12 protein-coding genes are annotated in these 14240 nt (G+C 57.4%); 10 read left to right on the forward strand and 2 right to left on the reverse strand.

Translation table 11 applies throughout. The features are described from left to right. The 6 genes from NTW95_03335 to NTW95_03360 all read left to right on the forward strand — a co-directional run. Positions 1–188, forward strand: a 188-nt coding sequence (locus NTW95_03335) for a hypothetical protein (protein ID MCX6556454.1), incomplete at its 5' end; no start/stop codon positions are given. 138 nt (positions 189–326) lie between these two features. Continuing rightward, positions 327–731, forward strand: a complete 405-nt coding sequence (locus NTW95_03340; protein MCX6556455.1) for an EamA family transporter — start codon at positions 327–329, stop codon at positions 729–731. 234 nt (positions 732–965) lie between these two features. Then, complete coding sequence (locus NTW95_03345) at positions 966–1664, forward strand: hypothetical protein (GenBank protein ID MCX6556456.1); 699 nt, start codon at positions 966–968, stop codon at positions 1662–1664. Positions 1665–1696: 32 nt separating this feature from the next. Continuing rightward, on the forward strand, positions 1697–2917 hold the full coding sequence (locus NTW95_03350) for a YgeY family selenium metabolism-linked hydrolase (protein ID MCX6556457.1): 1221 nt from the start codon (positions 1697–1699) through the stop codon (positions 2915–2917). A 23-nt stretch (positions 2918–2940) separates the two neighbouring features. Continuing rightward, a complete protein-coding gene (locus tag NTW95_03355; protein MCX6556458.1) occupies positions 2941–4362 on the forward strand; it encodes an FAD binding domain-containing protein in 1422 nt (473 codons plus the stop codon). Then, positions 4359–6632, forward strand: a complete 2274-nt coding sequence (locus NTW95_03360; protein ID MCX6556459.1) for a molybdopterin-dependent oxidoreductase — start codon at positions 4359–4361, stop codon at positions 6630–6632. The genes NTW95_03355 and NTW95_03360 overlap by 4 nt, the downstream gene beginning before the upstream one ends. A 65-nt stretch (positions 6633–6697) precedes the next feature. Here NTW95_03360 and NTW95_03365 read toward each other — a convergent pair whose 3' ends face one another. After that, a complete protein-coding gene (locus NTW95_03365) occupies positions 6698–7987 on the reverse strand; it encodes an amidohydrolase (GenBank protein ID MCX6556460.1) in 1290 nt (429 codons plus the stop codon). 277 nt (positions 7988–8264) lie between these two features. Here NTW95_03365 and NTW95_03370 point away from each other — a divergent pair, with 277 nt between their 5' ends. Both NTW95_03370 and NTW95_03375 read left to right on the forward strand, forming a co-directional pair. Next, positions 8265–9809 carry a TldD/PmbA family protein gene (locus NTW95_03370; protein MCX6556461.1) on the forward strand — a complete coding sequence of 515 codons (1545 nt, stop codon included), beginning with the start codon at positions 8265–8267 and terminating at the stop codon, positions 9807–9809. Positions 9810–9820: 11 nt separating this feature from the next. Then, positions 9821–11170 carry a TldD/PmbA family protein gene (locus NTW95_03375; GenBank protein ID MCX6556462.1) on the forward strand — a complete coding sequence of 450 codons (1350 nt, stop codon included), beginning with the start codon at positions 9821–9823 and terminating at the stop codon, positions 11168–11170. A gap of 126 nt (positions 11171–11296) precedes the next feature. On the opposite strand, the gene NTW95_03380 is transcribed toward NTW95_03375, so the two are convergent. Continuing rightward, positions 11297–11680 (reverse strand): hypothetical protein, encoded by a 384-nt coding sequence (locus NTW95_03380; protein MCX6556463.1) that lies wholly within the window; start codon positions 11678–11680, stop codon positions 11297–11299. Positions 11681–11922: 242 nt separating this feature from the next. Between NTW95_03380 and NTW95_03385 the strand changes: the two genes are divergently transcribed. Then, on the forward strand, positions 11923–13395 hold the full coding sequence (locus NTW95_03385; protein MCX6556464.1) for a pyridoxal-phosphate dependent enzyme: 1473 nt from the start codon (positions 11923–11925) through the stop codon (positions 13393–13395). A gap of 2 nt (positions 13396–13397) precedes the next feature. Continuing rightward, a partial coding sequence (locus NTW95_03390; GenBank protein ID MCX6556465.1) for a knotted carbamoyltransferase YgeW occupies positions 13398–14240 on the forward strand: 843 nt, incomplete at its 3' end.

Consider the following 14240-nt stretch of genomic DNA (forward strand, 5'->3'; position numbering starts at 1 on the left):
AAGTTCATTTGCACCGAATGCGGTTATATCGAGGAATGGATCGAGAACGCCAACGATTTGAAGCGCTTCAAGACCATGGAATAGCAGGGGATTGCAGGGCTCGGTTGACGGTTGACGGCGAACGGTTGACGGTGTACGGTAAGAATAAAATTCCAAATACCAAGAAAACAAAAACGATCTTGCTGTAGGGGTTTGATTAATCAAACCCCTACGATGGGTAGGGAACGCAGATCTGCGTTCCCTACAGAAGAAAATTTATGGAATTTTTGATTTGGAATTTTCCTGCCGTCTACCGTCCGCCGTCCACCGTAAACCGAGAGCCGCTCATGAATAAAAGTTCAACAAACCTGGGCATCTGGGCGATGGTGGCCACGGCCTTCCTGTGGAGCAGCGCCGGGCTGTTCATCAAGGTCATCGACTGGAACCCGTTTGCCATCGCCGGGGCGCGCAGCCTGATCTCCTCGTTGGTGGTGCTGGCCTGGCTGCGCCGGCCCAGGTTTCACTGGTCGCTGCCCCAGGTCGGCGTCGCCGCCATCCTGTTCAGCGTGGCCATCAAGCGCATCCCGGCCGTTTTCGCCAACCTGATCGCCGTCATCGAGCCGGTCTTCAACCCGCTGTGGGTCTTCCTGGCCCTGGGCGAAGCGCCCGGGTTGACGGCGATCGCCGGCGGCGCGATCATCATCGTCGCCGTCACGGCGGCGTCGGTGGTCAGCGCCAGAAGAACGACGTAACGGGTAACGCGTGACGCGTAACACGTAACGCGGAGCAGCGCTTAGCGAAACAACAAAAAATCTGCTTTCTCTTTTTTAATTAAATACTGTTTGCAATTTATTTTGAAAAATCGCCTGTTAATCTTCACTCGTCACGGGTTACGCGTCACGCGTCACGTATCTCGTTAAACAACATTTGACATTTTTATACTGTTTACTTAATATAAATCGACCGATGACAATGAAAATTCACTCTTGAGGTGCACGATGACCGGCAACAACGAAAGCTTGTCCTGGAAATTTTATTTTTTTAATATCGTCCTGCTGGGGGCGCTCTTCGGCCTGACCGAAGCCTTGCTTGGCAAATTCATACGCAACGCCGGCCTGCCGCGCAGCCCCTTCGTCGCCGCGACCGGTTTCCTGATCCTGGCGCTGGGGCTGGCGGTCTTCAAGCAGAAACGCATCATTCCCGGCATCACGATTGCCGGGATCCTGAGCAAGTGGCTGGCCGTGCCCATCCTCGGCCTGCCCCTCCTCTGCCAGGTCAATGACCACTTCGCCATCCTGCTCAACGGCGCCTTTCTCTTTGCCGGCGTGGCCGCTTTCAGAAAGCACATCGCCTCCGGCTGGAAAGCGCGGAGCGCGGTGGCCGGCCTGGCCGCCTTCGGCGCCGGCGCGACGTTCTTCGCCCTGGGACGTTTCGTGTCGCCCTGCACCCACCTGCTCTCCTTCCGCTACGCCAGCGGCGCCGCCACCTACATGCTGACCCGCGTCGTTCCCGCCTCCCTGCTGGCGGCCGTTTCTTTCCCGCTGGGCTACGCCCTTGGCCGGCGGCTGGAAAAACGGCTGCTCCCCCTGTGGCTGGCGCGGCCGCCGCTGCTGGTGCCGCTTTTCGGCGCCTTCACCGTTGCCTGCCTGGGAGTGACGGTATTGCTTACCGCCGTTGGTTTCTAGGCCTGGAACCGCCATTCGGGTAAGGAGATAGCATGGATAAAATTGCTGCAAAAGTTCTGCAGCTGGCCGAACAGTACCGGGATTATTCGGCCCAAAACCTCTCGCGATTGGTCAGGATCAAGTCGCTGACCGCCGGGGAAAAAGAGATGGCCGCGGAGCTGAAGAAGCAGATGGCGGATGCCGGCTTCGCCCAAGTAAGGCTCGACGGCCTGGGCAGCGTCCACGGCCGCGTCGGCACGGGCAAGCGCCTGATCGCCGTCGACGCCCATATCGACACCGTCGACCAGGGCAATCTCGAAAACTGGAGCGAGGATCCCTTTTCCGGGCGCGTCGCGGACGGCTTCGTCCATGGCCGCGGCAGCGTCGACCAGAAGGGCGGGGCGGCGGCCATGGTCACGGCCGGCCGCATCCTGGCCGAGCTCGGCGTGCCAAACGACCTGACCGTCCTGGTCACCGGCACGGTCATGGAAGAGGACTGCGACGGGCTGTGCTGGAAATACATCATCGAGGAGGAAAAGATCCGCCCCGAGCTGGTGATCATCACCGAGCCGACCGCCCTGGGCATCTACCGCGGCCACCGCGGCCGCATGGAGATGCGCGTGAGCTTCAAGGGGCTCTCAGCGCACGGCTCGGCGCCCGAGCGCGGCCAGAACGCCATTTACATGGGTTCCCGCGCCTGTTTGGAGATCGAAAAGCTCAATGAACGCCTGAAAAGCGACGACTTCCTGGGGAAAGGGTCGGTCACGGTCAGCGAGTTTGTCTCGGGTTCGCCTTCGCTCTGCGCCGTGGCCGATTTCGCCCGCATCCACCTCGACCGGCGCCTCACCGCCGGCGAGACGAAGGAGACGGCCCTGGCCGAGGTGCGTGCGCTGGTGAAGGGCATGCCCGCCGCTGTCGAAGTACTGCAGTACCGCGAGAAAGCCTATACCGGAAAAGAGTACAGCATGGAAAAATATTACCCGACCTGGAAACTGGAGCCGGACCACCCGGCCGTGGCCCGCGCCGAAACGGTTTTCCGCTCCCTTTTCGATAAAGAACCGCGCGTGGACAAGTGGACCTTCTCGACCAACGCCATCGCCATCACCGGCATCCACAATATCCCCTGCATCGGCTTCGGCCCCGGCGACGAGGTAGGCGCCCATGCTCCGAACGAGAAGGTGCCGATCGACGACCTGGTCAAGGCGGCGGCGTTTTACGCCCTCTATGCCCTGCAATGGAGCGGCACAAATACGAGCTCCGCGGGACCAAGATAAAAAAACACTTCCGAGGTGGACCCATGCTTACTTTTATCGTCAACAACAAAGAAGTGAAAACCAACGCCCCCGCCGCCAGTTCGTTGGTGGATTACATTCGCAACGATTTGCATCTGTACGGCACGAAAATAGGCTGCCGCGAAGGCGACTGCGGCGCGTGCACGATCCTGGTGGGAGAAATGGAGGACGGTGAACTGAAATATCAGACGATGAACTCCTGCCTCATGCCGCTGGGCAATGCCGACCGCAAACACATCGTCACCATCGAAGGCGTCAATGGTCCCGAACTGACTCCCGTTCAAGCCGCTCTTCTCGAAAACAATGGAACGCAGTGCGGTTTTTGCACGCCGGGTTTCGTTATGGCCTTTTACGGTTTTTGTTTGAACATGGGCAAGGAAAAAAATCTTGCCAACGCCATCGAAGCCATCTCCGGAAATATCTGCCGCTGCACGGGCTACAAATCCATCGAAAAGGCCGCGGGTGCCATCGTTAAAAAATTACAGCCCCCTCATCGGGGACCTTCAGGGCCCATGCCGGGCGCCGTGACCATGGAGTGGCTGGTAAACAATAAATTCCTGCCCGAATATTTCCTGGCTATCCCGGAAAGATTAAGGAAGATCGCTCCGGCCGCTGCGGCGGCAGTCCGGGAGTCCGGGTACATTATCGCCGGCGGCACCGACGTCTTGCTGCAGGACCCGGAAGGCGCCCTGGCAGCTGAAAATGTGAATCTTGTTTATGGGGCAAGCGAATACAGCCGGATTAAATTTGCGGAAGGTAAATGCTATGTCGGATCGGCCGTCACGGTCAAAGAGCTGAAAGAATCCAAGGAACTCCGCGCCTATTTTCCCAGGCTGGATGAGTATCTCAAATTGATGGCCTCCCCGCCCATCAGAAACATGGCCACCGTCGGCGGCAACATCGCCAACGGTTCGCCGATCGGAGATCTTTGCGTCATGATGATGGCCCTCGATGCCATTCTCGTCCTCCGCCGCCAAGGCGAAACCAGGGAAGTGAAACTGAAGGAATTTTTCATCGGCTATAAAAAAGTGAATAAAGATCCGGAAGAGTTTATCCAGTGGATTGTTTTTGATCTTCCCGATGTCCATTCGCGCTTCAGCTTTGAAAAGATAAGCAAGCGGGGGCATTTGGACATGGCCACCGTCAATTCGGCCATGAGCATCATTCTTGCCGGCGGCGTTATCAAAAAAGCTTCTTTCGCCGTTGGCGGGCTTGGGCCTACCATCCGCAACATGGCTAAAACGGCCGACTTTTTGCTCGGCAAAAAAATAAGCAATCATACATTCCAGGAGGCCAATCTCATCGCCCAGAACGAGATCACCCCGCGTAGCCGAGCCGACTACAAGCGCGCCCTCGTCAGGCAGCAGCTTTTCATCCACCTCATGAGTTTTGCGCCGGAAGCAATTTCTCTGGAGGCGTTAAAATGAAAAATATAGACTCGCGTTCCCACGTCAGGGGGGAATCCATCTACGTCAACGATATTCCGGTCCAGGAAGACACCCTCTTCGGAGTTGTCCTGGGTTCCCCCGTCGCGCACGGGAAAGTGCATGGAATCGATTTCTCACAAGCGCTGAAAATGGAAGGTGTCGAGGCCGTGATTTCGGCAAAGGATATCACCGGCGAAAACCAGATCGGCAGCATCATCCAGGATGAAGAACTCTTCGCCGACAAAGAGGTACATTTTATCGGCATGCCCGTCGCCCTGGTCTGCGCCAAAACCGAAGCCATCGCCAGAAAAGCGCTCGCAAAAATCAAAGTCGATATCGAAGAACTCCGTCCCATTTTGACGGCCAGGGAGGCCCACGCCGAAAAAAAATTCATCTCCCCGAGCCGAACTTTTAAGATCGGCAATACGGATGCCACGTGGAAAAAATGCGCCCACATTATCGACGGCCAGGCGGAGATGGGCGGCCAGGAGCACGTCTATCTTGAGACGCAAGGCGCCTATGCCTACATGCTGGAGAATGGAGCCATCAAGATCCATTCCTCCACGCAAGCGACAAAATATGTGCAGGTCGGAGCGGCCAGGGTTCTGGGCATTCCCATGCATAAAATCGAAGTGGATACCAATCGCATCGGCGGCGGCTTCGGCGGCAAGGAAGACCAGGCGACGCCCTGGGCAGCCATGACCGCCCTGGCGGCTTACACTCTTAAAAAACCGGTGAAACTGATCCTGGAGCGGGCCGATGACTTCACCATGACCGGAAAACGGCACCCGTACTCTTTTGATTTTAAATTGGGCCTCAGCAAAGATCTCAAAATTCTCTGCTACCAGGTCGAAGGTTTTCAAAATGCCGGCGCGGCCGCGGATGTCTCGCCGGCAGTGATGGAGCGGACGCTCTTTCACGGATCGGGCAGTTACCATATTCCAAACGCGAAAATCACCTGCCACTCTTGCAGAACCAACCTTGCCCCCAACACCGCCATGCGAGGCTTCGGCGCTCCGCAAGCGATGTTTGCTTTGGAGGCGGCGATCATGAAGGCCGCTGTAACCCTGAACGTTTCACCGATGGAAATACAGGGGAAAAACCTTTTACGGGAAGGCAATCGCTTCCCTTATGATCAGATCGCCGAAAATTGCAACGCCGGCAAGTGCTGGGACACCGCTTATAAAAAGTTTGCGGTCGAAAAGCTCAAAAAAGAAATCAAGGAATTCAACAAAAAAAACGCGCACAACAAAAAAGGACTTTCCATGTTCCCGCTCTGTTTCGGCATCTCATTTACCAATACCAGCCTCAATCAGGGACGCTCGCTCGTCCATATTTACACCGACGGCTCGGTCAGCATCACCACCGGCGTGGTGGAAATGGGCCAGGGCGTAAACACCAAAATTCTCCAGGCCGCGGCAAAAACGCTCTCGATTTCTCCGCGGCGCTTTACCATTCACAGCACCAACACGACCCGGATCGCCAACGCCTCGCCTACGGCTGCCAGCAGCGGCGCCGACCTGAATGGCAAAGCGACGATCCTGGCCTGCGAGGCATTGGCCGCCAGATTGAAAGGCGTCGCTTGTCGGGAATTAAAGGGCCGGAACCCGGATAAAATCGAGATCAAGGATGAAATTGTTTTTCACAAAGGAAAAAAGACCTCCCTAACATGGGGAAAACTTGTTTTGCTTGCCGATAAAGCCAGGGTCCCGCTTTCGGAACACGCCCACTACGCCACGCCGAAGATCCATTTCAACAAATCCACCGAAAAAGGCCATCCCTTTGCCTACCATGTCTATGGCACGGCCGTGACCGTCGTAACCGTCGATTGTTTGCGCGGCACGTACGAAATCGATCTGGTCAAGTGCGTCCATGATTTTGGCTCCAGCATCAATCTCAACATCGATATCGGGCAAGCGGAAGGCGCCATCGTGCAAGGGATAGGCCTGATGACCATTGAAGAATTGCTAGTTGATCAGAAGGGAAAGCACATTTACGATACGCTTTCCAGTTATAAAATTCCCGATATCTACTTCGCGCCCAAAAATGTTGAAGTAGTGCCGCTCGCTACCAAGCCAGATGAATTGGCGCTTTTAGGTTCCAAGGCGGTCGGCGAGCCGCCGCTGATGTACGGTATCGGCTCTTTTTTTGCCATTCTCATGGCCATGCGCGAGTTCAATCCCAAAATGAAGCTGCAGTTCTGGGCGCCGCTGACTCATCAAAAATGCCTGCTGTCGCTTTATGAAAATTATGGAGATTTGCTAAAATAACCTGATTGGACATCATCGGCCCTGGCGACGAGGTCGGCGCTCACGCCCCGAACGAGAAGATCCCCCTATTCCCCCTGGCGGCGGCCCAGGTAATCCATGATGATGTCGGCCATCAGCTCGACGCCGAGGGCGATGCCGGCCTCGTCGGCCATGAAGGTGGGCGAGTGCACCGCGGTCTTTTCCAGGTTCGCCGGCACGACGCCCAGGTTGAGCATCACCGAAGGCGCGACCTGCGTGAAATAGGCAAAGTCCTCGCCGCCCATCTCGGGCAGCTGCTCGACCAGCGCTTCGGGCCCGCCCAGGACGCGCGCCGCCGTAGGCAGGATTTCCGCGAGCAGCTTGGGGTCGTTGTAGCGCGATGGGATGCCGAACTGGTAGTCCAGGTCGTAGGCGGCGCCGGCCTCGGCGCAGGCGCCGGCGACCAGGCGGCCGACCTTTTCCTTGAGCAGCTGGCGCTGGTCCTCGCCGTAGTTGCGCACCGTGGCCGCCAGCTCGGCGGTCTGGGGAATGACGTTCTCGGCCGTGCCGGCATGGAATTTGCCCACGGTGATCACGGCATTGCGGCTGACGTCGATCTCGCGGGCCAGCATGATCTGGAGGTCGAGGACGATGCTCGCTCCGACCACGATGGGGTCGACGCACAGCCAGGGGTTGGCGCCGTGGCAACCCTCGGACCTGATGACCAGCGTGAAGCCGTCGACATTGGCCGAGGAAAAGCCCGAGGTGTAGCCGACCTTGCCGACCTTGAGGCTGTCGTCCACGTGAAAGGCGAAGCAGGCCTCGGGCTTGAGGTCCTTGAACACGCCATCCTCGATCATGCGCCGGGCGCCGTCGCCGTACTCCTCGGCGGGCTGGGCGACGAAGAGGACTGTGCCGGCCAGTTCATCCTTCAGGGCGGCGAGGACCCTGGCCACGCCCAGCAGCACCGTGGTGTGGATATCGTGGCCGCAGGCATGCATCAGCCCGCACTCGCGGCCGTCCAGGACCGCGCGCGCTTTGGAAGCGAAGCTCAAGCCCGTCTCCTCGCTGATGGGCAATCCGTCCATGTCGCCGCGCATGGCCACGACCGGGCCGGGCTTGCCGCCCTTGAGGATCCCCAGCACGCCGGTGACGGCGAAGCCGGTTTTAACCTCGAAGCCCAGCTTGCGCAGGTAGGCGGCGACCAGGGCCGAGGTGCGCTTCTCCTGCAGCCCCAGCTCGGGATGGGCGTGCAGGTCGCGGCGCATGGCGATGAGCTCGGGTTCGATCTGTTTGGCCAGGGCCCGTATTTTTTCATCGGCGGCGGCACCCGGCAGCCGCACGGCGGCGGCCAGGGCCAGTACGATCAGCAATCCGGCGGCAAGATGTTTTTTCATCGCGACCTCCTGCAATGGCCGGGCGGTCGCCCTGCCATTGGAGAAATTGTAGGGAGAAAAAGCGTGAATTACAATACGTCCGCTCCGTTAAGGAAAAGAAATAGCCCGGTGGGGGCGTTTTTACAAAGACATCCTCCATTATGTTTCCTAGAGGCATCGAGTCCCGAGTTCCTCCGATCCCGATAAATAGTTTGCATTTTTATTTTATTTTTCATAGAATCTTTTTTCAAGGGCAGCAGAGAGACTGCCCACCATCCCAGGATTGAAAGGAGGTCCCATGGCCCATTCTTTGAAATTGAAGTCCATGGACCGGCGTTCCTTTTTAAGAAGGGGCGTCCAGTCCGGTGCCGCTTTCGTGACGCTTCCTTTGTGGAGCAGGCTGCTTTTTCCCGATGGAGAGGTGCCGTCCGGCCTCCAGGTGCCGGAGCCGTTCGCCCTTTCGGCGGAGGACCTGCGCAAACTCCTCCAGGTCGCCCTCGCGCGGGGAGGCGAGTTCGCCGAGGTCTACCTGGAATACACGGTGGAAAACTCGCTGGGTTTGGACGAGGACAAGATATCCAATGCCACGCGCGGCGTGGAGATGGGGGCAGGATTCCGCGTCATCCAGGGCGAGAAGACCGGCTTCGCTTTCTCCGATGACTTGAGCTATCCGCGGCTGGAGGAGGCGGCCGAGACCGCCGCCCTGATCGCCAACAGCGGTCGCGGCGCTGTGGTGCAGGCCCTAAAGGTCATCCGGCCGCCTTCCTATTACCAGGTGCGCGTCTCCCCCGAGCGCGTCGCGGCCAAGGGCAAGGTAGAGCTGCTGATCAGAGCCAACGGCGTGGCCCGCGCCCTTGACAAGAGAATCACCCAGGTCGGTGTAAACTTTTATGACGTGAACAAGAGGATCCGCATCGCCAATTCCGAGGGCCTGCTCGGCGAGGACACCCAGACCCTTTCTTCCTTCGGGATCGGCGTGTCCGCCCGGGACGGCGAGCAGCGCAGCCGGGGTTACCAATCAACGGCGGGCAGCTACGGCTTCGAACATTTTCCGGTCACGCTTGCTGAGGCGCATGCCCGTCAGGCTGCCGAGATGGCCATCCGTCTCTTGCCCGCCGAAGACGCTCCCGCGGGCGAATTCCCTGTGGTCATCGCCGCCGGCTATGGCGGCATCTTCTTCCACGAGGCCATCGGCCACAGCCTGGAGGGCGACGGCATCCGCAAGAAAACCTCCTGCTTCTGGGACAAGCTGGGCCAGCCCATCGCTGCCCCGGTCGTCAGCCTGGTTGACGACGGCTCCTACCCCGGCGGCTGGGGGGCGGTGAACGTGGATGACGAGGGCTGCGTCGGCCAGAAGACCCTGCTCATCGACAAGGGGGTCTGTTCCTGCTTCCTGCAGGACAAGCTGAATGCTGGCCTGATGAAGGTCAAGCAGACAGGGAACGGACGGCGGGAATCGTACCAGAATTATCCCATCCCGCGCATGACCAACACCTATCTTCTCCCCGGCGCCTCCCGGCCGGAGGAGATCGTTACCAGCGTTGACAAGGGCGTCTTCATCGCCAAGATCGGCGGCGGCAACGTGCAGCCGACCACCGGCCGCTTCGTCTTTTCCGTGCCTGAAGGATACCTGATCGAAGGCGGGAAGGTCACGCGGCCGCTCAAGGGCATCATGCTCATGGGCAGCGGCCAGGATGTTCTCAAGAACATCTCCATGGTGGGCAACGACCTGCTGGTGATCGGCGGCGGCACCTGCGGCAAGGACGGCCAGTCCAAGCCGGTGGGATTCGGCAATCCCACGCTGAAGGTGGACCGCATCACCATCGGCGGGAAAAAAGCGTAGGGAGGATGCAGATGGATTTCAAAAAACTCGGAGAAATGATCATAAAGAAGGCCAGGAAATGGGGTGCTCACGAAGCGGAGGCATTCCTGGAACGGACAAAGAACTTCGACGTATCGGTGCGCAAGGGGGAGATCGAGACGCTCCAGAAATCGGTCTCCCAGGGATTGGGTCTGCGGATTTTCGTGAACAGGCAGCTCGGCTTCTCCTATACCTCAGACCTGTCGGAGAAGTCACTGGACGACACGGTGCGCAAGACGATCGAACTGGCGAGGGTCTGCGAGCCCAAGCCCTGGCAGGGACTGCTTGATCTCGCGCCCGGGTTTCTTCCCGATCTCGACCTTTTCGATCCGGCGCTGGCCGCCGTAAACGACGAGAAGAAGATCGCCATCGCCCGCGAATGCGAAAAGACCGCCCTAGGCCTGGACCCGCGCCTGAGCAACAGCGAGGGGGGGTATTTCGGCGACAGCGAGCGGGAAGTCTGTCTTATCTCGTCGAAAGGGCTCGCCCACGCTTACAAGCAGACGCGTTGCTCATTCGGCGTGTATGTCATCGCCGGCGAGGGTGACAACATGCAGAGCGGCGGCTGGTCGAGCTCCAAGCGTTTCTTCGCGGAGCTGGAACCGATCGAGCTCGTCGCCAAAATGGCGGTGCAGCGGGCCGTCGAAATGCTCGGCGCGAAGCCGGTCGGCACTCAGGTGGTGCCGGTAGTTTTCGATCGCTATTATGCCGCGCCTTCTTTCTGGATGGGCATCCTCTCCGCCATGAACGGGGACGCGGTCTTTCGCAAGACCACGTTCATGACCGGGCAGCTGGGCCAGGTCATCGCCTCCGCCCTCGTCACCCTGGCCGATGACCCCACCATCCTGCGCTTCATCTCCTCTGCTCCATGCGACGGCGAGGGGCGCGTCACCCAGAAGAATATCATCGTCGACAAGGGCGTGTTGAAGATGTTCCTCTACGACTCGCAGACCGCCCGCAAGGCCGGCGTCGTTGTCCCCACCATGGCCAATCGCGGCGGCTATCGCAGCTTGCCCTATGCCGGCATCCTCAATGTGGTCGTCGAGAACGGCGAAACAACCCCGGCCGCCCTGATCCAGGATATCAAGGAGGGACTCTATTTCAAGGGCATGCGCAGCTCGGGCACCGATGCCACCACCGGCAGCTTTTCCGCAGGCGCCAGCGGCTTCTGGATCAAGGACGGCGCCCTCGCTTTTCCAGTGGACGGGGTGACCCTCGGCGGATCGACCCTAGAGATCCTGAAGAACATCGACCGGATGGGCAACGACCGCGATATGCGCGGGCGGCTCAACAGCCCCTCTTTCCGCGTCTCCGCCATCACCGTGGGAGGAAAAAAGGCCTGATCGATCCCCGCGCGAGGGAAAGAGAGGGCGGAAGTCAGATTTTTTTTGGGCAAGCCCTCGATTTTGTGACTTCAGGACTGGCTGGACCAATTTGTGATTGACTGTTCTTCCCCGGCATCGAGATCCTTATGATTTTTTTTTGAATTCGATCAGCTCGATGGGCGCGCCGTCGTGCAGGACCATGGCGGCGCGAACGCCGGCCGAGGGGGCGCCGGACGGGCAGAGAATCTCCAAGCCGCATTCCGTCAGCTCCTTGTCCAAATCGTCGACTTCGAAGGCGATATGCGGGATCGTCCTGACCCGGGCATCGACCGGGCAATCGTCGTCGAAGCGCATCCACTCGATGCCGAAGGGGCTGGTTTTAAAACCCGAGACGTGGATTTTCAAATGGGGCAGGTGGACCTCGCCCGGTTTGGCTTCCTTGGTCGGGATGCCCAGGTGGTGGTAGCGCCAGCCCAGCTTCGCGGTCACGTGCGGCGGCTCGTGGTCTTTTCGTTTAATGTTTTTCATTGCGCTTTTCTCCAGCCTGTCGTCGCTCTATTTTAGGGACAGAAAGGGGGGAAGTCAATTCATGGGCTATAGCGAGGCCTCAAGTACGCGGCAGGCAGCATAGTGGTTTCAATGCCGATTTTCCCCCGGCCGGCGCATTGAATCCTGTTGACATTTTGCCAATCCTGTCATAAAATATCGCTTTGGGGAAGATCGTTTTTCCTTAACAAATAAATTTAATTGATCAAGGGCGGAGGCAGCATATGTTTTTTAATTGGAAAAAAAATGAGGCCGTTCTAAAAAAGACGGTAAAAAGATGTAAGGAACGAGGCGTCGTCATACCGACCTTCGCGGAGCAGAAAAATCCCGCCGGCATTCCCGATAAAATCAAAAACAAACTCAAGGACGTCGGACTCTGGGATGTGGAGCCCGTGAATCTGTTCCGCATTACCTGGAAGAATAACCCCAGGGAGAATGGCGGCAATGGATTGTTCGGCGATGTGAATTACGTTGAAATTCCTCAAGAGCTGACCGGCGTGAAAGCCAGAATAATCGGTTTGACGGGCAAGTGGTTTCCTACGGGCGCCCATAAGGTCGGAGCCGCCTTCGGCTGCCTGGTGCCCAGGCTGGTTACCGGGCAGTTCGATCCCGCCACGCAAAAAGCCGTCTGGCCTTCAACTGGAAATTACTGCCGCGGCGGTGCCTTCGACTGTTCCCTGCTGGCTTGCGACGCCATTGCCATTTTGCCGCAGGATATGAGCAAGGAAAGATTTGCTTGGCTCAAGAAAATCAATACCAGCGAGATCATCGCCACGCCCGGCTGCGAATCGAATGTCAAGGAAATTTATGACAAATGCTGGGAATTGAGAAAAGAGCGGGGCGATAAGATCGTTATTTTCAACCAGTTTGATGAATTCGGCAATGCGCTCTGGCACTATGAAATCACCGGTTCGGCCATCGAAGAAGTTTTTAACAAGGTCAAGAACGAAAGATCCAGGCTGGCCGCATATGTTTCGGCGACCGGCTCGGCCGGGACGATCGGTGCCGGGGAATATTTGAAGAAGATTTGTCCAACGATAAAAATCGGGGCCACGGAAGCGCTGCAATGTCCCACCCTCTATTTGAACGGTTTCGGGGGGCACCGGATCGAGGGCATCGGGGACAAGCACGTGCCCTGGATCCATAATGTCCGGAATACGGACAATGTCATCGCCATCGATGATGAAAACACCATGCGGGTTTTGCGACTATTCAATGAACCCGCGGGCAAAAAAATACTGGCCAAGGAAGGCCTTGACGAAGCATTCATTGAAAAACTTCCGCTGCTGGGAATTTCGAGCATCTGCAATCTCGTCGGTTCGATCAAAATGGCGAAATATTACGACTTGGATGAAAATGACGTGATATTCACCATCTTCACCGATTCAGCCGCGATGTATGAATCACGCCTGCGGGAACTCGAAGCGGAAAGAGGCAAGTACGGAGACAATCATGCCATGATGGATCTGGACCGCTATCTGCGCGGGGTCGGCATCGACTGGATAAAGGAGCTGAATTATTATGAGCGCAAAGCCCTGCATAACCTCAAATATTTCACCTGGGTGGAGCAGCAGGGCAGGGCGGTCGAAGATTTGGAAGCCCTGTGGCGTCCGGATACCTGGAAAGAAATCTTTGAAGGGACGGCGGACAAATTCGACAAGTTAATCAAGGAATTCAATAAAGAGGTCGAAGCATAAAAATGGCTAAATTCAATGTCGATGTCAAGACAAAAATCGACGATTTATACCGCTTGAATTTCGACGGCTTCAGAAAAGATTTTCTGCTTTCGTGGGATAAAAGCATGGATGATATTCAAGCGGTCATCACTCTGGCCGAAATTTTGCGCGAGTTTCATAGGGATAACGTCGCGCTGCGGATTTTTCGCACCGGGCTGGCCGTGTCTTTTTTCCGCGATAAATCGACCAGGACCAGGTTGGCCTATGCTTCCGCCTGCGACCTGCTGGGATTGACGATTCAGGAAATGGACGAGGAAAAATCCCAGATAGCCCACGGCGAGACCATCAGGGAAACAGCGAATATGATTTCCTTTCTGAGCGAAGTGATCGGCATCAGGGATGACATGTTCCTGGGCCGAGGGCACAATTTCATGAAAGAAATTGCCCGCGCCTTGGACGACGGTTTTGCCGAAGGAGTTCTAGGCCGCCGGCCCGCCGTGATCAATTTGCAGTGCGATCTGGATCATCCCACCCAGACGCTCTCGGATTTGGTGCATTTGAAAAACTATTTTGGCAGCCTGAACGAATTAAAACACAAAAAACTGGTCATGAGCTGGGCCTATTCGCCGAGCTACGGCAAACCGCTGTCGGTGCCCCAGGGCATCATTTCCCTGTTAAGCCGGTTCGGCATGGATATCGTCCTGGCTTATCCGGAAAAATATGACCTGGTGCCGGAAATAGTCGAAACGAGCAAAAAGTTCGCCAAGGAATCGGGAGGTTCGTTCACGATCAGCCATGATATGAAGGAGGCCTTCAAGAACGCCGATGCCGTCTATCCCAAGAGCTGGGCTCCTTACTGGGTCATG

The sequence above is a fragment of the Candidatus Aminicenantes bacterium genome, assembly GCA_026393795.1.
In the GTDB taxonomy this organism is placed as follows: domain Bacteria; phylum Acidobacteriota; class Aminicenantia; order UBA2199; family UBA2199; genus UBA2199.